The sequence below is a fragment of the Mycolicibacter nonchromogenicus genome (assembly GCF_002101775.1).
Taxonomy (GTDB): Bacteria; Actinomycetota; Actinomycetes; order Mycobacteriales; family Mycobacteriaceae; genus Mycobacterium; species Mycobacterium nonchromogenicum.
Genome location: NZ_LQPI01000048.1, coordinates 42794 through 64189 on the forward strand (window position 1 = coordinate 42794; position 21396 = coordinate 64189).

20 protein-coding genes are annotated in these 21396 nt (G+C 66.7%); 12 read left to right on the forward strand and 8 right to left on the reverse strand.

Annotated features, from left to right (window positions below):
* Nucleotides 1–25 precede the first annotated feature (25 nt).
* Nucleotides 26–394, reverse strand: coding sequence for a nitrite reductase small subunit NirD (gene nirD / locus AWC18_RS13025; protein WP_064997397.1), 369 nt, complete (start codon nt 392–394; stop codon nt 26–28).
* Nucleotides 391–2958: a nitrite reductase large subunit NirB gene (gene nirB / locus AWC18_RS13030; protein ID WP_085139001.1), complete on the reverse strand. Its 2568-nt coding sequence runs from the start codon at nt 2956–2958 to the stop codon at nt 391–393. Before nirB ends, nirD begins: the two co-directional genes overlap by 4 nt.
* A 217-nt stretch (nt 2959–3175) precedes the next feature.
* Between nirB and AWC18_RS13035 the strand changes: the two genes are divergently transcribed.
* From AWC18_RS13035 to AWC18_RS13055, 5 genes are all read left to right on the forward strand, one after another.
* Complete coding sequence (locus AWC18_RS13035) at nt 3176–3619, forward strand: Hsp20/alpha crystallin family protein (protein ID WP_085139002.1); 444 nt, start codon at nt 3176–3178, stop codon at nt 3617–3619.
* A gap of 164 nt (nt 3620–3783) precedes the next feature.
* A complete protein-coding gene (locus AWC18_RS13040; RefSeq protein ID WP_064997400.1) occupies nt 3784–4080 on the forward strand; it encodes an Rv0250c family protein in 297 nt (98 codons plus the stop codon).
* 71 nt (nt 4081–4151) lie between these two features.
* Nucleotides 4152–4976: a succinate dehydrogenase subunit SdhC gene (gene sdhC, locus AWC18_RS13045; RefSeq protein ID WP_085139003.1), complete on the forward strand. Its 825-nt coding sequence runs from the start codon at nt 4152–4154 to the stop codon at nt 4974–4976.
* Between the two features lie 39 nt (nt 4977–5015).
* A complete protein-coding gene (locus tag AWC18_RS13050) occupies nt 5016–6935 on the forward strand; it encodes a fumarate reductase/succinate dehydrogenase flavoprotein subunit (RefSeq protein WP_064997402.1) in 1920 nt (639 codons plus the stop codon).
* On the forward strand, nt 6935–7690 hold the full coding sequence (locus tag AWC18_RS13055; protein ID WP_064997403.1) for a succinate dehydrogenase/fumarate reductase iron-sulfur subunit: 756 nt from the start codon (nt 6935–6937) through the stop codon (nt 7688–7690). Before AWC18_RS13050 ends, AWC18_RS13055 begins: the two co-directional genes overlap by 1 nt.
* A 21-nt stretch (nt 7691–7711) precedes the next feature.
* Here the strand turns inward: AWC18_RS13055 and AWC18_RS13060 are convergent, their stop codons facing one another.
* The gene (locus tag AWC18_RS13060; protein WP_064997404.1) at nt 7712–8581 is read right to left on the reverse strand and encodes an inositol monophosphatase family protein; all 870 of its coding nucleotides are present in this window, start codon (nt 8579–8581) and stop codon (nt 7712–7714) included.
* Between the two features lie 63 nt (nt 8582–8644).
* Nucleotides 8645–9121, reverse strand: a complete 477-nt coding sequence (locus tag AWC18_RS13065; RefSeq protein ID WP_420093338.1) for a flavin reductase family protein — start codon at nt 9119–9121, stop codon at nt 8645–8647.
* 281 nt (nt 9122–9402) lie between these two features.
* On the opposite strand from AWC18_RS13065, the gene AWC18_RS13070 reads away from it, so the two are divergent.
* The 3 genes from AWC18_RS13070 (at nt 9403) to AWC18_RS13080 (ending at nt 13080) form a co-directional block, all read left to right on the forward strand.
* Entirely contained in the window at nt 9403–11238 is a 1836-nt protein-coding gene (locus tag AWC18_RS13070) for an acyl-CoA dehydrogenase (protein WP_064997435.1), read from the forward strand.
* 138 nt (nt 11239–11376) lie between these two features.
* Nucleotides 11377–12339 carry a GlxA family transcriptional regulator gene (locus AWC18_RS13075; RefSeq protein WP_064997405.1) on the forward strand — a complete coding sequence of 321 codons (963 nt, stop codon included), beginning with the start codon at nt 11377–11379 and terminating at the stop codon, nt 12337–12339.
* Between the two features lie 12 nt (nt 12340–12351).
* Nucleotides 12352–13080, forward strand: a complete 729-nt coding sequence (locus tag AWC18_RS13080) for a DJ-1/PfpI family protein (protein WP_085139004.1) — start codon at nt 12352–12354, stop codon at nt 13078–13080.
* A gap of 128 nt (nt 13081–13208) precedes the next feature.
* Here AWC18_RS13080 and AWC18_RS13085 read toward each other — a convergent pair whose 3' ends face one another.
* On the reverse strand, nt 13209–14555 hold the full coding sequence (locus AWC18_RS13085; RefSeq protein WP_085139005.1) for an acetyl-CoA C-acetyltransferase: 1347 nt from the start codon (nt 14553–14555) through the stop codon (nt 13209–13211).
* 140 nt (nt 14556–14695) lie between these two features.
* Between AWC18_RS13085 and AWC18_RS13090 the strand changes: the two genes are divergently transcribed.
* A complete protein-coding gene (locus tag AWC18_RS13090) occupies nt 14696–16069 on the forward strand; it encodes a 3-oxoacyl-ACP reductase (protein WP_085139006.1) in 1374 nt (457 codons plus the stop codon).
* A 5-nt stretch (nt 16070–16074) separates the two neighbouring features.
* Nucleotides 16075–16917, forward strand: a complete 843-nt coding sequence (locus AWC18_RS13095) for a MaoC/PaaZ C-terminal domain-containing protein (protein WP_085139090.1) — start codon at nt 16075–16077, stop codon at nt 16915–16917.
* On the opposite strand, the gene AWC18_RS13100 is transcribed toward AWC18_RS13095, so the two are convergent.
* Entirely contained in the window at nt 16912–17514 is a 603-nt protein-coding gene (locus AWC18_RS13100; RefSeq protein WP_085139007.1) for a TetR/AcrR family transcriptional regulator, read from the reverse strand. The genes AWC18_RS13095 and AWC18_RS13100 overlap by 6 nt on opposite strands.
* A 138-nt stretch (nt 17515–17652) precedes the next feature.
* Here AWC18_RS13100 and AWC18_RS13105 point away from each other — a divergent pair, with 138 nt between their 5' ends.
* Complete coding sequence (locus AWC18_RS13105; RefSeq protein ID WP_085139008.1) at nt 17653–19143, forward strand: PE-PPE domain-containing protein; 1491 nt, start codon at nt 17653–17655, stop codon at nt 19141–19143.
* Nucleotides 19144–19157: 14 nt separating this feature from the next.
* Here the strand turns inward: AWC18_RS13105 and AWC18_RS13110 are convergent, their stop codons facing one another.
* Nucleotides 19158–19784: a TetR/AcrR family transcriptional regulator gene (locus tag AWC18_RS13110; protein WP_085139009.1), complete on the reverse strand. Its 627-nt coding sequence runs from the start codon at nt 19782–19784 to the stop codon at nt 19158–19160.
* A 78-nt stretch (nt 19785–19862) separates the two neighbouring features.
* Nucleotides 19863–21053, reverse strand: coding sequence for a glycoside hydrolase family 3 N-terminal domain-containing protein (locus AWC18_RS13115; protein ID WP_272937694.1), 1191 nt, complete (start codon nt 21051–21053; stop codon nt 19863–19865).
* A gap of 134 nt (nt 21054–21187) precedes the next feature.
* On the opposite strand from AWC18_RS13115, the gene AWC18_RS13120 reads away from it, so the two are divergent.
* The gene (locus tag AWC18_RS13120) at nt 21188–21361 is read left to right on the forward strand and encodes a DUF2613 domain-containing protein (protein WP_013827163.1); all 174 of its coding nucleotides are present in this window, start codon (nt 21188–21190) and stop codon (nt 21359–21361) included.
* The last annotated feature ends 35 nt before the right edge of the window (nt 21362–21396 follow it).

Consider the following 21396-nt stretch of genomic DNA (forward strand, 5'->3'; position numbering starts at 1 on the left):
TGGACCAGGTGGGCCGGCAGGCCGCCTAAGCGACAGCCTGCTGGGCGACGGGCTGGCCGACCTGCACGTAGCCGTCCTCAGTGATTCGAGTGGGGTACACCCGCACCGAGACGCTCGGGTCGTCGAGGCAGCTGCCGTCGTCCAGGGCGAAGGCCTGCTTCTTCAACGGTGAGATGACAGAGAGCCGGCCGCCACGGTCACCGACGAGCCCGCGGGACAGCACCGCTGCCCGGAAGAACGGGTCGATGTTGCACACCGCGCGGACTGAGCCGTCGTCAAGGCGGAACAGCGCCGCCTGCTTACCGTTGGCGAGCAGGACCCCCACCCCGAGGCCGGGAATCATGCTGTCGTAGCGGCAGGCGGTGATCCAGGTGTCGATGTTGTCGGTGTTCATGATTTCTCCTCAGCTACACGCAGGACTGGGACGGGCAACGGGACCTTGCGACCGTCACGCACGGTGAACGCGACGGTGGGGTCTTCGGCATCAGGGGCGTTGACGAAGGAGACGAAGCGCGACAGCTTCTCCGGGTCGTCGAGGACGCCCTTCCACTCGTCGGTGTAATTGTCGACGTGGCGGGCCATCGCCTCCTCGAATTCCGCGGCGAGCCCTAGAGAGTCGTCACAGACGACCTCGCGGACGTGATCGAGTCCGCCTTCCATCGCCTCGATCCACGGTGCGGTGCGCTGCAGCCGGTCCGCGGTGCGGATGTAGAACATCAGGAACCGGTCGATGTAGCGGAACACGGTCTCGGTGTCGATGTCGCTGGCGAGCAGCTGGGCGTGCTTGGGCGACATACCGCCGTTGCCGCCGACGTAGAGGTTCCAGCCGATCTCGGTGGCGATCACGCCGACGTCTTTGCCACGCGCCTCGGCGCACTCGCGGGCGCAGCCCGACACGCCCATCTTGATCTTGTGCGGGGCCCGCAGACCCCGGTAACGCAGCTCCAGATCGATGGCCATCTTCACGGAGTCCTGTTGCCCGTAACGGCACCAGTCGCTGCCCACGCAGCTTTTCACCGTCCGCAACGACTTCCCGTACGCCTGACCGGATTCCATGCCGGCGTCGACCAGCTTGCGCCAGATCGCGGGCAGCTGATCCACCCGTGCACCGAACATGTCGATGCGCTGTCCGCCGGTGATCTTGGTGTAAAGGCCGAATTCCTGGGCGATCTGGCCGATCAGGATCAGGTGCTCGGGCTTGATCTCACCGCCGGGCACCCGCGGAACCACCGAGTAGCTGCCGTTGCGCTGAATATTGGCCAGGAAGTGGTCATTGGTGTCCTGCAGAGCCGCCTGCTCGCCCTCGAGGATGTGCCCGGATCCGGTGGACGCCAGGATGGAGGCGACGGTGGGCTTGCAGATGTCACAGCCGTAGCCGGTGCCGAACCGCTCCAGCAGTCCGGAGAAGGTGCGGATTCCGGTGACCTGGACGATCTCGAACAGCTCCGCGCGCGACTGGGCGAAGTGTTCACACAGCGCCTTGGACTGCTCGACGCCCTGAGCGACCAGCAACTCTTTGAGCAGCGGAATGCAGGATCCGCATGAGGTTCCCGCTTTGGTGCAGCTCTTCAGGCTCTGCACGTCGTGGCACCCGCCGGCGATCGCGTCGCACAGTTGATCCTTGCTGACGTTGTTGCAGGAGCAGATCTGCGCCGCCCCCGGCAACGCCCCGATTCCCAAGGCGCTCTTGCTTTCGCCGGAGCCGGCCGGGGCGATCAGATCCAGGGGATCGCCCGGCAGCTCGGCGCCGACCATCGGGCGCAGCACGCCGTAGGACGAGGCGTCGCCGACCAGGATCCCGCCGAGCAGGGTCTTGGCGTCATCGGAGAGCACCAGCTTGGCGTAGGTCCGCTTCACCGGATCGTTGATCACGACCGACAGCGAGTTCTCGGCGGCCCCCATCGCGTCACCGAAGCTGGCGACGTCGACACCGAGCAGCTTGAGCTTGGTGGACATGTCGGCCTCGCCGAATTCGGCCTCACCGTCCAGCAGTCGGTCGGCGACCACCTCAGCGCTGGTGTAGCCGGGCCCGACCAGTCCGTAGCAGACGCCTTCGATGGCGGCGACCTCGCCGATCGCGTATACGTCGGGATCGCTGGTCTGACAGCGCAGATCGGTCAGCACTCCGCCGCGCTCGGCGATCGCCAGGCCCGCCTCACGAGCCAGTTCGTCGCGTGGGCGCACCCCGGCGGCGAAGATCACCAGTCCTGCCTCGATCGCGGTGCCGTCGGAGAGCTGCACCCGCAGGGTGGGCGAACCGTATTGATGGGTCAGTTGCTCGATGGACTGGGTGCCCACGCCGACGTGCACCGCGATACCGAGATCGGTGATCATCCGGCTCAGCAGCACCCCGCCGGCGGCGTCGAGCTGTTGCGGCATCAGGCGCGGCGCCATCTCGACGATGTGCGGTGTGATGCCGGAGGCGCGCAGCGCGTTGGCGGCCTCCAGCCCCAGCAGACCGCCGCCGATCACCACACCGGCGCGGGTTTTACCAGCTTCCAGCATGCACTCGATGTCGGCCCGGATTCCGTCCAGATCGTCCAGGGTCCGGTAGACATGGCAGCCGGGCAGATCGTGGCCGGGCACCGGGGGCACGAACGCGCGCGACCCGGTCGCCAGCACCAGGGTGTCGTAGCCGTAACGCTGTCCATCCGCGGCCAGCACCGACTTGTCGGCCAGGTCCACCTTCTCAACCCGGGTGCTCAGCATCAGCCGCACCTGCTCGTCGCCGGCGTAGTCATTTCCCGGCAACGCCAACCGGGATCGATCCCACCCATCGGTGTAGGAGGTCAGCCCGACCCGGTCGTACGCGGGTTCAGACTCCTCGGCGAGCACCGTGACCCGCCAGTCGGCGCCACCGGCTCGGCTGCGCAGCGCCTCCACGAAGCGGTGCCCCACCATCCCGTGTCCGACCACGACAAGGTCTTTGACGGCGCGCGGCGTTTCGATCGTGGTCATGGAATAGACGTTAGGAAGCCGATATTGCCGGTGTATCGCCATACGTTACAACCGTGTGAACGGTTGTCTGATCAGGTCGTGATGCCGCTCACCGCACCCCTTTGGTGAGTCCGCGTTCACTGTCGGCGAACACGGAACTTTAGCGGAGGTGACTCAAGTTTTACCCAGTGACGGACCGGCAACCGACCGGCACGCAGTATTCATTCGAGGAGACACCATGAGCAGCCTGACCTTGTGGCACCGCCCGTTCGACACCGACCGCTGGGTCCGCGACTTCTTCGGCCCGGCCACGGCAAGCGACTGGCGGACGCCTGCGGCGAGCAGATTCTCGCCGGCCGCTGAGATCATCAAAGACGGCGACGACGCGGTGATCCGGCTTGAGCTGCCGGGCATCGATGTCGACAAGGACGTGACGGTCGAACTCGTCGGCGGTCGCCTGGTGGTGCGCGGCGAACGCCGCGACGAGCACACCGAGACCGACGGCGACAACCACCGCACGCTGCGGGAGGTGCGCTACGGCGCGTTCCGACGCTCGTTCGGCGTTCCGGCGCATATCACCAGCGAAGCCGTGACAGCGTCCTATGACGCCGGCGTGCTCACGGTCCGGGTAGCCGGCGTGTACGCGGGCTCCCAGCCGCAGACCATCGCCATCACCAAGTAGCGGCCGCACTCCCACCAGACCCGAAAACCCCTGCACACGTCCGTGTGTGGGGGTTTTCGGCGTTCAACACAGACGGCGTACAACGTGATCTGTCTCACGTTCCATTCCGTATGTGATTAGCATCGGGTGTACGTACTGTGATCCGTACCACCCGAGGAGGTCTGGTGTCGAGCACTACCGAACTCGCCGAACTGCACACCCTGATTGGGGACCTGCGGCGTTGCGTGCTGGGGCTGAAGACCCGCTTCGGCGACATTCCCGGCATGCGCCGCATCGAATTGGACGCTGAGCGCATCCTCACTGACGTTCAACTCCTCGAATCTGACGCCGGAGAGATGGATCTGGAGCGCTGGGCAGCCGAGCGAGCGCCCGAGAAGATCACCATCCCCGACACCGAATACGACAGCGAATTCTGGCGCGACGTCGACGACGAAGGCGTCGGCGGCCAAGGCAGGTACTAACCCAACACTGGGTGCTGCTTGCGGCCAAGGGGCGCCCTCCGACGAACTGAGCCGAAGGGAACCCCATCCAGATGAGTGCACCCGCCGTGAACCGTCCCGGCGTCTTCTCGGCGACTCGCGCACGGATTGCCAATCGGACATTGCGGACCGACCGCTGGTGGCTCTCCCCGCTGCGAATCGACCTGGGTTTTGCCGCCTTCCTGATCTATGCGACGGCGCGCGGGTTCCAGCAGAACCACTACTTCGTCGAGAAGTACCACTACCTGACACCGTTCTACTCACCGTGTGTGAGCCAGGGTTGTCTCCCCGAGGCCAGCGAATTCTGGCCACGATTCCTGCCCGATGTGTGGTGGCTGCCGTACGCGGCGATGTCGTTGCCGTTCCTGTTGCTTTTCCGGCTGACCTGCTACTACTACCGCGGCGCCTACTACCGCACGGTGTGGCAGTCGCCGACGGCGTGTGCCGTCCCCGAGCCCCGCGCCCATTACACCGGGGAGACGCGGTTTCCGCTGATCATCCAGAACAGCCACCGCTACTTCTTCTACATCGCCGCGGTCATCTCGATCATCAACACCAACGATGCGATCGGGGCATTCCACTCCGACACCGGCCCACACGGTTTCGGGTTCGGGCTGGGCAATCTCATTCTGGTCGGCAACGTCATCATGCTGTGGACCTACACCCTGTCCTGTCACTCGTGCCGGCACGTGTTCGGCGGGCGGCTCAAGCACTTCTCCAAGAATCCAGTGCGGTACTGGATGTGGTCGCAGATCAGCAAGATCAACGTGCATCACAAGCAATTCGCCTGGATCACCCTGGGCACGCTGATGGTGACCGACTTCTACATCATGCTGGTCGCCAGCGGCACCATCAGCGACCTGCGATTCATCGGCTGACAAGCGTTTTCGTGTCAACTCTTAGACGAGTGAGGATTCATGGTTGAAGTCGAACGGCACTCCTACGACGTAGTCGTGATCGGTGCCGGCGGCGCTGGCCTGCGCGCGGTCATCGAAGCCCGTGAACAGGGCCTGAGCGTCGCGGTGGTGTGCAAGTCGCTGTTCGGCAAGGCGCACACCGTCATGGCCGAGGGTGGCTGCGCGGCGTCGATGGGCAACGTCAACTCCAAGGACAACTGGCAGGTGCACTTCCGCGACACCATGCGCGGCGGGAAGTTCCTCAACAACTGGCGGATGGCCGAACTCCACGCCCGCGAAGCACCCGAACGGGTCTGGGAATTGGAGACCTACGGCGCGCTGTTCGACCGCACCCCCGACGGAAAGATCAGCCAGCGCAACTTCGGCGGCCACACCTATCCGCGGCTGGCCCACGTCGGTGACCGCACCGGCCTGGAGTTGATCCGCACCATGCAGCAGAAGGTCGTCTCGCTGCAGCAGGACGACTACGCCGAGTTCGGTGACTACGAGGCGCGGATCAAGATCTTCCACGAGTGCACCATCACCGAACTGATCAAAGACGAAGCCACCGGAGCTATTTCGGGTGCGTTTGGCTACTGGCGGGAAAGCGGCGACTTCGTGTTGTTCGAAGCGCCGGCGATCGTGTTGGCCACCGGCGGCATCGGCAAGTCGTTCAAGGTGACGTCGAACTCCTGGGAGTACACCGGCGACGGCCACGCGCTGGCACTGCGAGCCGGTGCGTCGCTGATCAACATGGAATTCGTGCAGTTCCACCCGACCGGCATGGTGTGGCCCCCCAGCGTCAAGGGGATCCTGGTCACCGAAGGCGTTCGCGGCGACGGCGGGGTGCTCAAGAACTCCGACGGAACCCGGTTCATGTTCGACTACATCCCGCCGGTGTTCAAGGGCCAGTACGCCGAGACCGAACAAGAAGCCGATCAGTGGCTCAAGGACAACGACTCGGCCCGCCGTACGCCGGACCTGCTGCCACGTGACGAGGTGGCCCGCGCCATCAACTCCGAGGTCAAGGCCGGACGCGGTTCGCCGCACGGCGGGGTGTTCCTCGACATCGCGTCACGGCTGACGCCGGAGGAGATCAAGCGCCGGCTGCCCTCGATGTACCACCAGTTCATGCAGCTGGCCGAGGTCGACATCACCAAGGACGCAATGGAAGTCGGCCCCACCTGCCACTACGTGATGGGCGGCATCGAGGTCGACCCGGACACCGGTGCGGCGGCGGTGCCCGGCCTGTTCGCCGCCGGCGAATGCTCCGGCGGGATGCACGGATCCAACCGGCTGGGCGGCAACTCGCTGTCGGACCTGCTGGTGTTCGGCCGCCGCGCCGGTTTGGGCGCGGCGCAGTATGTGCAGGGTCTGGGCGCTCGGCCGGCGGTGACGCCGGCTGCCTTGGAGGCCGCCGCCGAGTTGGCACTGGCGCCGTTCAACGGGCCGGCTGGTGGCGGCACACCGGAGAACCCGTACACCCTGCACTCCGATCTGCAACAGTCGATGAACGACCTGGTGGGCATCATCCGCAATGCCGACGAGCTCGAGCAGGCCCTGGTCCGCATCGAGGAGTTCAAGGCCCGGTTTGCGGCCGTCACCGTCGACGGCGGACGCCACTACAACCCGGGCTGGCATCTGGCCGTCGACCTGCGCAACATGCTGCTGGTCAGTGAATGCGTGGCCAAGGCCGCGCTGCAACGCACCGAGAGTCGCGGCGGACACACCCGCGATGACCACCCGGGGATGGACCCCAATTGGCGCAAGACCCTGCTGGTCTGCCGCGTGGCGGACCACAGCGCCGTTCCCGACATCACCGTCACGCCGGAGCCTCAGCCCGGGATGCGTGAGGACTTGCTGGAGCTGTTCGAGATCTCCGAGTTGGAGAAGTACTACACCGACCAAGAGCTGGCGCAACATCCGGGACGGAGAGCGTAATGACACACAACGCCCACCTGCGAGTCTGGCGAGGTGACGTTGACGGCGGTGGACTGCAGGATTTCGAGGTCGAGGTCAACGAGGGTGAGGTGGTGCTCGACGTCATCCACCGCCTGCAGGCCACCCAGACCCCGGACCTGGCGGTGCGCTGGAACTGCAAGGCCGGCAAGTGCGGATCGTGTTCGGCGGAGATCAACGGCTTTCCCCGGCTGATGTGTATGACGCGGATGTCGATGTTCGACCCGGCCGAAACGATCACGGTGACCCCGGTGCGCACCTTCCCGGTGGTCCGCGACCTGGTCACCGACGTCTCGTTCAACTACCAGAAGGCCCGCGAGATGCCGGCGTTCAAGCCCCCGGCGGATCTCAAGCCCGGCGAGTACCGGATGCAGCAGGTCGATGTGGAGCGCTCCCAGGAGTTCCGCAAGTGCATCGAATGCTTCCTGTGCCAGAACGTCTGCCACGTCATCCGGGACCACGAGGAGAACAAGCCCCGGTTCTCTGGGCCGCGCATGTTCATCCGGCTCGCGGAGTTGGACATGCATCCCCTCGACGCCGCCGACCGGCGCGACTTCGGCCAGGACGAAGCCGGTCTCGGCCTGTGCAACATCACCAAGTGCTGCACCGAGGTCTGCCCCGAGCACATCACGATCACCGACAACGCCATCATCCCGATGAAGGAACGGGTGGCCGGCAACCGCTATGACCCCGTGGTCTGGCTCGGCCGAAAGATCTTCCGGCGCAAGGCCGACTGACGGCCGCGGTTTCCGCTTGGGCTACTGCGCAATAGCGTCCCAGCCGCCTTCACGCCGCAGCATCGCGACCAAGGCGTCGGCGACGCCAGGTGCTGCGGCGACGCACAGGTCGCCGCTGTCGATGTCCGGCCCGGGCAACACCACCCGCGCCCCGGCCTCCACCGCGATCAGCGCTCCGGCGGCGTAGTCCCACGGCTTGATCCCATGCTCGTAGTAGGCATCCAGCCGCCCGGCGGCGACCATGCACAAGTCCAGCGCAGCCGACCCGATCCGGCGTACGTCGCGCACCTGCGGCAGTAGCCGCGCAAGCAAGGCGGCCTGGGCAGCCCGGCGCCCCGGCGAGTAGCCGAATCCGGTGCCCAGCAGCGCCAGCGACAATTCGGTCACATCGGTGCAACGCAGGCTGACAATCCCCTGCGCATCGGTCACTCGGGCGCCTGATCCTGCTGCGGCAGAATAGATCCGGTCACCAACCACGTCGGCGACCGCGCCGGCCACCGAGACCCCGCCGATCTGGGCCGCCACCGACACCGCGTAGGCCGGGACGTCGTACATGAAGTTCACGGTGCCGTCGATCGGATCGACCACCCAGGTGACGGCACCCGGATCCTGGCCGGAGACATCGCCGGAGCCTCCGCCTTCCTCGCCCAGTACGGCATCACCGGGCCGAAGCCGTGCCAGCCGTTCCCGGATGAATCTCTCGGTGTCGGTGTCGACCACGGTCACCGGATCGGTGGGACTGCTCTTGGTCTGGACCAGGCCCGAGGACGACTCGATCCCTTCCGCGCCGAACACCTCGGCGCGTCGACGCCGCACGAAGGCGGCGGCCTCAGCCACCAGTGCCTCGGCGGTGGTCCTCAACTGCACGGGGTCGCTACCACTGGGCGCCATAGCCCCATAGCAACACATCCGCGGCACTCGTCGCATCCCGCGACAACTGCCGCAACGCCGACGTCAGCCCTCGAGTCGACGAAAACCGCTGCGGTGGAACACGATCGGTGCGATCTCCGGGTCGACGGTCAATTCGCACACTCGCAAGACCACGATGGTGTGGTCTCCCGCCGGCACCAACTGCTCGATCGAGCTGCCCAGCCACACGCCGGTGCCCTTGATGAAGACCGCTCCGTCGCTGGTCACCGTCTCCAATCCGGCGAAGCGGTCGCCGGTCTTGGCGGCCAGGGTGCGCGCCGCAGCGTCGTGCGCCTCTCCGAGCACGCTGATGCCCAGCCGGGGTGAGTCCTTGAGTTTGGGCCACGTCGTGGAGGTGTTCTGCACACAGAAGGACACCAACGGCGGCTCCAACGAGACCGGCACGAAGGTGCTGGCGGCCAGGCCGACCCGAACGCCGTCGATTTCGGCCGCCACCGCCACCACACCGGAGGGGAAATGCCCAAAGGCTTCCCTCAGCGCTGACGGGGTCAACGGGGTCAGGTTGCTCGCGGAACTCACGTGGGGATTCACCGGGGACTCATTCGCCTCGTCTGGTCTGGTCTGGTCGCCCAAGACCCTACTAGCCGCGTCCCAACGTCGGCATATCGGCCGGTAGCGACCGAATTCGCGGCCCGAGACCAACCGGTTGGTTACCGAATACAGGACGTAGGTCACATCAGCTTGCGCTATGGCTACTGGCGAGTATATTTCAGGTTACGTTACTGGTGGGTAACTTAAGCCTGAGTACCCAACCACAGGTGGCATTCCATGAGGAGGAAGTAGTGAGCCACTACAAGAGCAATGTCCGTGACCAGGTGTTCAACCTGTTCGAAGTGCTGGGCTTGGACCAGGTCTTCGGCGAGGGCGACTACGCCGACCTGGATGTCGACACCGCTCAGGAAATGCTCGGCGAGATGGTGCGGCTGGCCGAGGGTCCGATCGCGGAGTCCTTCGTCGACGGTGACCGCAACCCGCCGGTGTTCGACCCGGCCACTCACTCGGTGACACTGCCCGAGTCCTTCAAGAAGTCCGTGCGCGCCCACCTGGAAGGCGGCTGGGACCGCGTCGGGGTCATCGAGGAGCTCGGCGGAATCCCCATGCCCAAGGTCCTGATGTGGGCGCTGCAGGAGCACATCCTGGGGGCCAACCCCGCGGTGTGGATGTACGGCGGCGGCGCCGGCTTCGCCAACATCTTCTACAACATCGCCACCGAAGAGCAGAAGAAGTGGGCCATCCTCGCCGCTGAGCGCGGCTGGGGCTCGACCATGGTGCTGACCGAGCCGGACGCCGGCTCGGACGTGGGCGCCGGGCGGACCAAGGCCATCCAGCAGGAGGACGGCTCGTGGCACATCGACGGCGTCAAGCGGTTCATCACTTCGGCTGACTCCGACGACCTGTTCGAGAACATCTTCCACCTCGTGCTGGCTCGCCCCGAGGGCGCAAAGCCCGGCACCAAGGGCCTGTCGTTGTTCTTCGTGCCCAAGTTCCTGTTCGACTTCGAAACCGGCGAACTCGGCGAGCGCAACGGTGTGTTCGTCACCAACGTCGAGCACAAGATGGGCCTGAAGGTCTCGGCCACGTGTGAGCTGACCTTCGGCCAGCACGGGGTACCGGCCAAGGGCTGGCTCGTGGGCGACGTGCACGACGGCATCGCGCAGATGTTCGACGTGATCGAGCAGGCCCGGATGATGGTCGGTACCAAGGCCATCGCCACGCTGTCCACCGGCTACCTCAACGCACTCGAGTACGCCAAGGAGCGGGTGCAGGGCGCCGACCTGACCCAGATGACCGACAAGACCGCGCCGCGGGTGACCATCACCCACCACCCGGACGTCCGCCGGTCGTTGATGACCCAGAAGGCCTACGCCGAGGGTCTGCGGGCGCTGTACATGTACACCGCCAGCTTCCAGGACGCGGTGGTCGCCGAGAAGCTGCACGGCGTGGACGCCGACCTGGCGGTCCGGATCAACGACCTGATGCTGCCGATCGTCAAGGGCGTCGGCTCCGAGCAGGCCTACGCCAAGCTCACCGAGAGTCTGCAGACTCTGGGCGGCTCGGGCTTCCTGCAGGACTACCCGATCGAGCAGTACATCCGTGACGCCAAGATCGACTCGCTCTACGAGGGCACGACGGCGATTCAGGCGCAGGACTTCTTCTTCCGCAAGATCATCCGCGACAAGGGCGCTGCGCTGGGCCACGTCGCGGGCGAGATCGAGACCTTCATCAAGAACGAGACCGGCAACGGGCGGCTGAAGGCCGAGCGGGAACTGCTGGCCACCGCGCTGGCGGACGTTCAGGGCATGGCGGCGACGCTGACCGGTTACCTGATGGCCGCGCAGGAGGACATCTCCAGCATCTACAAGGTGGGCCTGGGTTCGGTGCGCTTCTTGATGAGCGTCGGCGACCTGCTGATCGGCTGGCTGCTGACCCGCCAGGCAGCGGTGGCTGTGGAGAAGCTCGACGCCGGCGCGCAGGGTGCCGACCGCTCCTTCTACGAGGGCAAGATCGCGGTGGCATCGTTCTTCACCAAGAACTTCCTGCCGTTGCTGACCAGCACTCGCTCGGTGCTCGAGAACATCGACAACGACATCATGGAGCTCGACGAAGCGGCGTTCTAAACGCTGAGCACAGACTGCGCAGGCCCCCGGGGAGACCCCTTGGGGGCCTGTTGCATTGACGGGGCCAGGTCAGGTTTGTCCTGATTTGTGGGATGCATGGCGTAGACGCCATCCGGGTGGGCGTCGGACACTGAGGACGTGCCTCGCCACGTCGTCATCCTCGGTTACCCCGGCATCCAGTCACTGGATGTCTTCGGGCCCGCCGAGGTCTTCGCGACCGCGACACTCGTGCTGCACGGTCAGGGACGTGGTGCGGGCGGCTATCGGGTCACGGTGGCGAGCGTCGACGGCGCGCCGATCGCCACCAGCAGCGGGCTGGCGCTGCTGCCGAGCCCCCTTCCCCAACCGACCGAGTCCGTCGACACCCTGGTGCTGCCCGGCGGCGCCGGCGCAGACACGGCCCACGCCGAAGCCGTCGAGTGGGTCCGCAGCGCCTCGGCCCACTGCCGGCGCGTGGTCAGCGTCTGTACCGGGGCGTTCCTGGCCGCACGGGCGGGTCTGCTCGACGGCTGCCGCGCCACCACGCACTGGGCGTTCGCCGATGCGCTGGCCCGTGAGTTCCCCGCGGTCACGGTCGACCCGGAACCCATCTTCGTGCGCAGTTCGGAGACGGTGTGGACCGCGGCCGGGGTCACCGCCGGCATCGATCTGGCCCTGGCGTTGGTGGAGGAAGACTACGGAACCGAGGTGGCGCAGACCACCGCCCGCTGGCTGGTGCTGTATCTGCGGCGCCCCGGCGGCCAGTCCCAGTTTGCGGAGCCCGGGTGGCTGCCGCGCTCGCGGCGCGCGCCCATCCGCGCCGTCCAGGAGCTGATCGAATCCGAGCCCGGGCGCACGCACCGCATCCACGAACTGGCGGCGCGCGCCTCGATGAGTCCGCGCCATTTCACCCGGGTCTTCACCGACGAAGTGGGGATGGCTCCGGGCGCGTACGTCGAGCGCGTGCGCACCGAGGCCGCCCGCCGGCAACTCGAGGAGACCGACGACACCGTGGTCGCGATCGCCGGCCGCTGTGGCTTCGGAACCGCGGAAACACTGCGGCGCACCTTTATCCGCCGTCTCGGCATTTCACCCGATCACTACCGCAAGACCTTCGCCTGAAAGGAAAACGCCATGCAGATCGCAATCGTGCTCTACCCCGGATTCACCTCCCTGGACTTCATCGGCCCCTACGAGGTGTTGCGCTGGCTTCCTGATGCCCAGGTGCGCTTCGTGTGGCACGAGCCGGGACCGATCACCGCCGACTCCGGCGTACTGGTGGTCGGGGCAACCCATTCGTTTGACGAGACGCCCACGCCCGACGTGATTCTGATCCCCGGCGGGATGACGACCATCGAACACGCCCGCGACGAGAAGCTGCTGGACTGGGTCCGAGCCGCTCACCGCACAGCGACGTGGACGGCGTCGGTGTGCTCGGGGTCGGTCATCCTCGGCGCCGCCGGGCTGCTCACCGGAAGGCGCGCCACCTCGCACTGGATGGCACTGCCGGCGCTGAAGACGTTCGGCGCCACCGCCGTCGGTGACGAGCGCATCGTGCACGAGGGGGACATCGTCACCTGCGCGGGAGTCTCAGCCGGTATCGACCTCGGATTGTGGCTGGCCGGCCAGATCGGCGGCGAGGGCCGGGCCAAGGCGATCCAGTTGTCGATGGAATACGACCCCCAGCCACCATTCGACTCCGGCCACACCTCGAAGGCATCGGTGCAGACCAAGGCAGCGGCCACCGCGCTGATGGCCAAGGAGCTGGCGAAGCCTGCCCAATTGAAGGCCAGCGCGCTGTTGCTGTGGGACCAGGCGATCGGCGCGGTGCGCAACCGGCGAAGCCAAACGGTCCGCCGCTGAATCCCCTCAGTTCAGCGGCGGACCGGGCAGCCTGCTTCGCGCGCTGCCACCGGGGCGCGCGGGTCGCGAAGCGAACCGGTGTCTGAATTACCCCGAGTCGGCGGGTGCCAAACGTCGGATCGTCGCCTTTATCCCTCGAGGATGGCGGCCACGCCCTGGCCTCCGGCGGCGCAGATCGAGATCAGCGCACGCACCGGCTTGTTCTTGGCGGCACCCTTACGGCCCTGCTTGGCCTCGGCGATCTGCTTGGCCGCCTGCGCCACGATCCGTCCCCCGGTGGCCGCGAACGGGTGCCCCGCCGCCAGCGACGAGCCGTTGACGTTGAGCTTGGTCCGGTCGATGGCGCCCAGCGCCGAATCCAGTCCCAGCCGCTGTGTGCAGTACTCCTCGGACTCCCACGCCGCCAGGTGGCACAACACCGTGGAGGCGAACGCCTCGTGGATCTCGTAGAAGTCGAAGTCCTGCAGGGTCAGCCCGTTGCGCGCCAGCAGCCGCGGCACCGCGTAGGTGGGGGCCATCAACAGCCCGTCGGCGCCGTTGACATAGTCCACCGCGGCCGTCTCGGCGTCGACGAAGTACGCCAGCGGAGTCAGGTTGTGCGCGGCCGCCCACTCCTCGCTGGCCAGCAGCGCCACCGACGCCCCGTCGGTGAGCGGGGTGGAGTTGCCCGCGGTCATGGTGGCATCACCGGCCTTGGTGCCGAACACCGGTTTGAGCGTGGCCAGCTTCTCCGGGCTGGACTGGGGCCGCAGGTTGTCGTCACGGTAGAGCCCCTGGAACGGCGTCACGAGGTCGTCGAAGAAGCCGCGGTCATAGGCGGCGGCCATATTGCGGTGGCTGGCGGCGGCCAACTCGTCCTGGTCGACCCGCTTGATGCCCATCTGCTTGGTGGTGATGGCCTGGTGTTCACCCATGGACAGACCGGTCCGCGATTCCTTGTTGGCCGGGATCTCCACGCCCAGCGCGGCGGGCAACTTGCCGACCAGCTTGAGGCGCTGCACGTTGGACTTCGACCGGCGCAGCGCGAGCAGCGTGCGGCGCAGCTCGTTGCCGACGGCCAGCGGTGCATCCGAGGTGGTGTCCACGCCACCGGCGGCGGCCACCTCGTAGCGACCGGCGGCGATCCCGTCGGCGGCGCAGATCGCCGCCTGCAGCCCAGTGCCACAGGCCTGCTGCAGGTCGAAGGCCTGCGTGTAGGGCGACAGCGCCGAGCCGAGCACCGATTCGCGGATCAGGTTGAAGTCGCGGCTGTGCTTGAGCACCGCCCCGCCGATCACCGCGTCCAGCTTCTCGCCGGACAGGCCGAAGCGATCGACGAGGCCGCCCAGCGCCGCGGTGAACATGTCCTGGTTGGACGCGTTGGCGTAGGCGCCGTCGGAGCGCGCGAAGGGAATGCGGTTGCCTCCGAGGACGGCGACACGGCGTCGCGAGCCGGCGGTTGCCTCGGCGGGTTGAGCAGCAGATGCAGGTGCCACGATCTCTCGTCTCTGATGGTGGGTCCCCGGTATTGCCGGGGACCGTCGGGCTGATGCTACCCAGTATTCTTACTCTGGAGTAAGTTCGTTGTCGACACCGTAGCCCGCACCAGGCACGTCCTCACAAGGAAGGCAGCACGATGGCCCCCAAGGCTCCCAAGCTCTCCTCGGACCTGTTGTCCCAGATTCTCAACTCCACTCCCGGATCGTTCCTGTCCAAGCAGCTCGGCGTTCCGCAGCCCGAGCCCCTGCGCCGTTACCGGGTCGGCGAGCCCGCACTGGCCGGACCGCTGTTGATCGGCGGATCAGGCCGGGTGGCCGAGCCGCTGCGGGCCGCTCTGGCCGACGACTACGAGCTGGTCGGTGACAATCTCGGCGGCCGGTGGGCCGACTCGTTCGGCGGGTTGGTCTTCGACGCCACCGGCATCACCACGCCCGCGCAACTGACCCAGCTGCACGAGTTCTTCACCCCGCTGCTGCGCAATGTGGGCCGCTGTGGCCGGCTGGTCGTCGTCGGCACCACCCCGGCCGCAGCCGGCAGCGCCGACGAGCAGATCGCCCAGCGAGCGCTGGAGGGGTTCACCCGCTCCCTGGGCAAGGAGCTGCAGCGTGGCGCCACGGTGCAACTGGTGTACCTGTCGCCGGACGCCAAGCCGGGGGCCACCGGCTTGGAATCGACACTGCGATTCATCCTCTCGGGCCGCTCGGCCTACGTCGACGGCCAGGTGTTCTACGTGGGTGCCGACGACGCGACCGCCCCCGCCGACTGGGACCGTCCGTTGGAGGGCAGGGTCGCGATCATCACCGGTGCGGCGCGCGGTATCGGCGCCACCATCGCCGAGGTGTTCGCTCGTGACGGCGCCAAGGTGGTGGCGATCGACGTGCCGCAGGCCGCCGAGGCGCTGGAGAAGACAGCCTCGCGGGTGGGCGGGACCGCGCTGCCGCTGGATGTCACCGCCGACGACGCCGTGGAGGTGATCACCGCGCACCTCGCCGAACACCACGGGGGCAAGGCCGACGTACTGGTCAACAACGCCGGCATCACTCGCGACAAACTGCTGGCCAACATGGACGACGCCCGGTGGAACGCGGTTCTGGCCGTCAACCTGCTCGCACCGCAGCGTCTTACCGAAGGACTGGTCGCCAACGGCAGCATCGGCGAGGGCGGCCGGGTGATCGGCCTGTCGTCCATGGCCGGGATCGCGGGCAACCGCGGCCAGACCAACTACGCGGCCACCAAGGCCGGCATGATCGGCCTGACCGAAGCATTGGCTCCGACGCTGGCCAAGAAGGGCATCACGATCAATGCCGTAGCCCCCGGGTTCATCGAGACCGAGATGACGGCGGCGATCCCGCTGGCCACCCGCGAGGTCGCCCGTCGGCTCAACTCGCTGTTCCAGGGCGGTCAGCCCGTCGACGTCGCCGAGTTGATCGGCTACTTCGCCAGCCCGGCGTCGAATGCGGTGACCGGCAACACGATCCGGGTCTGCGGCCAGGCCATGTTGGGGGCGTGAAACGCATGTCTCAACCCAGCGGCATGAGAAACATGGTGCGTGCGGTCGCCGGCGCGCTGCCCTTCATTCCGCGTACGCAGACCCTGCCGAACCGTACGCTGCGGGTCGAGAACCTGGCTATCGATGCCGACCACGTCGCCTCCTATGCGGCGGTCACCGGGCTGCGCTTCGCGGATCAGGTTCCGCTGACCTATCCCTTCGCTTTGACCTTCCCCACCGTGATGGAGCTGGCCACCGGGTTCGACTTCCCGTTCGCCGCAATGGGGTCGGTGCACACCGAAAACCGGATCACCCGGCTGCGCCCGATCTCGGTCACCGACACCGTCGCAGTGACTGTGCGAGCGGAAAACCTGCGCGAGCACCGCAAGGGTCTGCTGGTCGACATCGTCACCGACATCAACGTGGGAAACGACCCCGCCTGGCATCAGGTGACGACGTTTCTGCACCAGCAGCGCACCAGCCTGTCCGACGAGCCGAAGCCCGCACCGGCGAAGCAGCCCAAGCTGGGCCCGCCGAACGCGGTGCTGCGGGTGACCCCGGGACAGATTCGGCGCTACGCATCGGCCAGCGGCGACCACAACCCGATCCACACCAGCTCGATCGGTGCCAAGCTGTTCGGCTTCCCCACCGCGATCGCACACGGGATGTTTTCGGCGGCAACGGTCCTGGCCAACATCGAAGGTGCCATTCCGGACGCCGTGGACTACACGGTGCGCTTCGGCAAGCCGATGCTGCTGCCGGCCAGCCCCGGCCTCTACATCGACAAGGTGGACGGCGGCTGGGATCTGGCGCTGCGCAATATCGCCAAGGGCTACCCGTACCTGACCGGTTCGGTGCGGCCGCTATAACTCGGCGGGGACGCCGGCCACCTTCAACAGGTTGGCCTTGCTGATCTCCCAATGGGCACTGATGAACTCGAGACCCCACACCGGGATCGAGATCACCAGGCCACGGATCAGGACCACCACGGTGTCCATGAAGGCCGCCGGGTCGAAGCCCGGGGCGGGAACGGGCAGCGCTTCGGCCGCGGCGACGGCCAGGCTGAACATGTGTTTCTCCAACGACTTCACCGTCTCGGCGACCTGCGGATCCGTCCAGCACGCAGCCCACAGGTAAGCGACCGAAAGCGCTTGGGGGGTGGTGAATTCGCGCCAGATCAGGTCGAGGAATCCGCTCAGGTCCAGGGTGGTGGTCGCGGCGGTCTCCTCGAAGTGGACGCGGGCCTGATCCGCCAGCTCGAGCGCGATCTGCGCAACAGCCGCGGTCACCAAGTCATCGCGCGAGGGGAAGTGGTACATCACCGTGCTCTGTGAAACCCCCGCGGCACCGGCCACCCGGCGCGTCGTCACCGCGGCAATGCCCTCGGTCCGTAACTGCTGGACCGCTGCTGCCACCAGTGCTTGTCGCGTGGCGACACGCTGCTCGGCTCGCGTGCCAGTTTTCATTGGGATTCCCCTATTGCGTTAACAGACCAGACACAGCTAATCTGGCTGATCAGATGAACAGTCAACCCGTGCTCGGTCGACATTTCCGCTGTTCAGGCCTGAAGACCTTGCCCTGAGGCAATTGTAAGGAAACGCTCGATGGCGTTCACGTTTCGTCCAAAAAAGACCGGTCGGCCGCTGCACGCGCTGGCGGTACCGCTGGCCGTCACCTCCGCCGCCGCCCTGGCCGTGTCCCCGGCACTGCAGCCGGGACCGACAATCGGGTGGAAAACCGTTGCGGCCCAGGTAAAACTGCTCGACACCGAAGCGTGGATCATGGGCGGCAGCGGCCTGCCGATCCCGCCCCCGAGCTACATGGACGCGATCTTCGCCCGCTACATCGACCCCGCCACCCCGTTCTTCGACGGCCAGCCCCGCTACCCGGTCGATGCGGTGAACCCCCTGTTCACGCCGGAGGGGCTCTACCCCAACAGCGGCGTGAAGAGCCTGGAGCTGGATCCCTCGATCGCCCAGGGCGTCACCATCCTGCACAACACGATCAACGAACAGATCGCCGAGGGGAACAACCTCGTCATCCTGGGCTACTCGCAGAGCAGCACCATCTCCACACTGGTGATGCGCGATCTGTTGGCGCTGGCTCCCGAGCTACAGCCGACGGCCGACCAACTGTCCTTTGTGCTGCTCGGCGCCCCCAACAACCCCAACGGCGGCCTGTTCGAACGTTTCGACGTCTTGACCGACGGCAGCTACCCCACCATCCCGAGCCTGGGCATCACGTTCAACGGCGCGATCCCCGACGGCACCCCGTGGGACACGTCGGTCTACACGCTGGAATACGACGGCTACGCCGACTTTCCGAAGTACCCGATCAATTTCCTCGCCGACCTCAACGCAGTCCTGGGCATCATCTACGAGCACACGATCTACCCGAGCCTGACCCCCGAACAGCTGGCGACGGCCATCGAGTTGCCGATGAGCGAGGGTTACGACGGAAGCACCCAGTACTTCATGATTCCCAGCGAGATACTGCCGCTGTTGATGCCGCTGCAATCGATCCCGCTGATCGGCCAACCGCTCTACGACCTCTTGGAACCGAGCATGCGGATCCTGGTGAACCTCGGCTACGGCAGCATCACCGAAGGCTGGTCCGCCGGCCCGGCCAACGTGGCCGCGCCGTTCGAGTTGTTCCCCACCGACCTCGACTGGGGTGAGGTCCTGACCGCGCTGGGCGCAGGAGCCCAAGAGGGCTGGAACGACTTCGTCGACGATCTGGCGAATCTGTCCTTCCCCAGTCCAGCCGATTTCCTGGGCGCCGCGGCAGATGACGTCACCTTCGCGCTGCCCAGCCTCAGCGAACTCGCCAACGCGTTCAGCAGCATCGCCGCGTCGGCCTACGCGACGCTGCTTCCCACTGCCGACATCCTCAACGCCCTGCTCACCACCGCGCCGGCCTATGCATTCGAGGTGTTCGCCCAGGAACTGGCCCAGGGCGACCTCATCGACGCCATCGGACTGCCGATTGCCGGAGTTGTCGGATTGGGAACGCTGGCAGCCGGTTTCGAGTTCCTCGCACTCAACGGTGCGGTCGCAGAGATCACCGCGACCATCCAGGATCTCTTCACGGCCTAAAGGCCGCGTCGGAGTTACCCGGCCGCGGCGGCCTCGGCACCGTCGCGACCCCCGGGGGCTTCCTTGAGGCCACGCCAGAACAGGTCGATCATCAGCTCACCGGCTTCGTCGACGCCGGTGTCACCGGTGCTGACCCGGCTGGCGATCGCCTCGCCGGCGCCCACCAGCGCCACCGCCATCAACTCGAAGTCCACACCCGGCTCGGGCTTACGCGTCCCGGCCCGCAGCAGCCGGCCGACCAGCTCGATGATTCGCTCGCGGCCCTCGCGCACGGTGTGCGCGAAGGCCTGCGAACTGGTGGCCTGGGTATACATCACGATCCACGACGCGCGGTTGGCATCGATGTAACGCAGGAAGGCTCGGATCGTGTTGCGCAGCATGTCTTTCGGGGGTTGCTGAAAGTCGATCGCGGTGCGCACCGACTCCACGAAACGCCCCAGCTCCCGGTCCAGGCAGGCCCCGAAGAGTTCCTCTTTTGAGCCGTAGTACAGGTAGAGCATCGGCTTGGAGATCTGGGCGGCTGCGGCGATCGAATCCATCGAGGTCTCGTGGTATCCGTTGATCGAGAACATCTGCACCGCGGCGTCGAGCATCTGCTGTTCACGCACGGCCCTCGGTAACCGCTTGCTACCAGCTGCCATCGCCTTGAGGTCCTTCCGCGCTCCCCCTCGGCACGATCTTACCGAAGAGTAACTTGTGTGCTGTCCGCGCCGCCGGAATCACCCGTGGCAGTGCACACCCGGCTTCTTGACCGCGGCGATTCGCGCCAGCGACGCATCGACGGCCTCGGACCTCAGCTCACCGGCGGACACCGCCTCCTCCAGCCGATCCAGCACCTCCGGCACTTCGTCGGTGGTGACCCACAGCGCGATGTCGACGCCGGCCGCCAGGCTGCGCAGCACAGCTTCGGCGACCCCGTAGTGCTCGGTGATGGCCGCCATCGACGACAGGTCGTCGCTGAACACCGGGCCGTCGAACGCCGGCGCGCGGTAGTCGGTGCCGGTGCGCAGCAGGGTGACCGCCGCCGGGCTCAGGCTGGCCGGATCCTCGGTCAGCCCGGGCACCTCCAGGTGACCCAGCATCACCGCCACCGGCGCCTGCGTGACCAGGGTGCGGTAGGGCACCAAGTCGTTGTCCTGCAACTGCGCCAAGGGCGGCGTGACCACCACGCCGGCGGTGTGCGAGTCGCCGGAACCGTGGCCGTGGCCGGGGAAATGCTTGAGCACCGGCAGCAGCCCGGCGTCCCGCAGACCCTGCGCGTACGCGCCGGCGTACTCGGTGACCTTGGCCGGGTCCGAGCCGAACGACCGGTCACCGATCACGGTGTCGTCGTCGGTGTCCTCGTCCACCACGTCGACAACCGGCGCGAAGTCCACGGTGATGCCCAGCTCAGCCATCTTGCGACCCCGGTCGGCGGCCAGCTCGCGAACCTGCGCGGCGCTGCTGGTCTGCGCCAGCTCCTTCGCCGAGAAAGATTTCCCGATCAGCGACGACAGCCGCGATACCCGGCCGCCCTCCTCGTCCACGCTGACCGCCAGGGGCAGGGGCCCGGTGGACGCCTGGCTTTCCTTGATGTCCGTCAGTGACCCATCGGTGAGCATGGACAACTCGGTCCAGCTGCCGATGAAGATGCCGCCGACGTGGTGATCGGTGACCACCGCGCGGGCATCAGCCGCATCACGGACCCCCACCATCACCAGTTGTGCCAACTTGTCGCGCAGCGACAGCGCCGACAGCTGCTCGCACACCGACTCCTCCGGCGATGCAGACGCTGTAGCTGTCGGCGCCGCCGCGGCATCGGACGACGGCGTGGGCGACTCGCCAGGGTGCGAGCAGGAGGTGACGAGTGCCGGCAACAGCGCGGCGGCCAGCATCAGACCGGGCAGTGGTCGAGTCAGCGGTCCAGGCATCGCACCATGCTGTCACGGGCGGAACCGCCCGGCTCATGCGAGCCTCGCGTGCTACGTTGGCGGGCGGGGTCCACGCGGGGGCTGATGTTGGCGGCCCCCGATCTACGTCACGTGAGTGCAGAAGGAGCCAGACGATGCCTCGGTTCGTGGTGCCGGCCGCCATAAGCATCGTCGTGGGCGTATTGCTGGGCGCGGCGGCCGTCTTCGGGGTCACCCTGATGGTGCAACAAGACACCAAGCCCCAGATCGCCGGAGGCGACCCGCAGTCCTCGGTGTTGAACAGGGTGGAGTACGGCAACCGCGGCTGACCTGCGGACGCCGGCAACACCTGAGCGTCCGCCGG

Coding starts and splice junctions, on each gene's coding strand:
- nirD (WP_064997397.1), bottom strand. CDS start 394: ATGAACACCGACAACATCGACACCTGGATCACCGCCTGCCGCTACGAC.
- nirB (WP_085139001.1), bottom strand. CDS start 2,958: ATGACCACGATCGAAACGCCGCGCGCCGTCAAAGACCTTGTCGTGGTC.
- AWC18_RS13035 (WP_085139002.1), top strand. CDS start 3,176: ATGAGCAGCCTGACCTTGTGGCACCGCCCGTTCGACACCGACCGCTGG.
- sdhC (WP_085139003.1), top strand. CDS start 4,152: ATGAGTGCACCCGCCGTGAACCGTCCCGGCGTCTTCTCGGCGACTCGC.
- AWC18_RS13050 (WP_064997402.1), top strand. CDS start 5,016: ATGGTTGAAGTCGAACGGCACTCCTACGACGTAGTCGTGATCGGTGCC.
- AWC18_RS13055 (WP_064997403.1), top strand. CDS start 6,935: ATGACACACAACGCCCACCTGCGAGTCTGGCGAGGTGACGTTGACGGC.
- AWC18_RS13060 (WP_064997404.1), bottom strand. CDS start 8,581: ATGGCGCCCAGTGGTAGCGACCCCGTGCAGTTGAGGACCACCGCCGAG.
- AWC18_RS13080 (WP_085139004.1), top strand. CDS start 12,352: ATGCAGATCGCAATCGTGCTCTACCCCGGATTCACCTCCCTGGACTTC.
- AWC18_RS13090 (WP_085139006.1), top strand. CDS start 14,696: ATGGCCCCCAAGGCTCCCAAGCTCTCCTCGGACCTGTTGTCCCAGATT.
- AWC18_RS13095 (WP_085139090.1), top strand. CDS start 16,075: ATGTCTCAACCCAGCGGCATGAGAAACATGGTGCGTGCGGTCGCCGGC.
- AWC18_RS13100 (WP_085139007.1), bottom strand. CDS start 17,514: ATGAAAACTGGCACGCGAGCCGAGCAGCGTGTCGCCACGCGACAAGCA.
- AWC18_RS13105 (WP_085139008.1), top strand. CDS start 17,653: ATGGCGTTCACGTTTCGTCCAAAAAAGACCGGTCGGCCGCTGCACGCG.
- AWC18_RS13110 (WP_085139009.1), bottom strand. CDS start 19,784: ATGGCAGCTGGTAGCAAGCGGTTACCGAGGGCCGTGCGTGAACAGCAG.
- AWC18_RS13115 (WP_272937694.1), bottom strand. CDS start 21,053: ATGCCTGGACCGCTGACTCGACCACTGCCCGGTCTGATGCTGGCCGCC.
- AWC18_RS13120 (WP_013827163.1), top strand. CDS start 21,188: ATGCCTCGGTTCGTGGTGCCGGCCGCCATAAGCATCGTCGTGGGCGTA.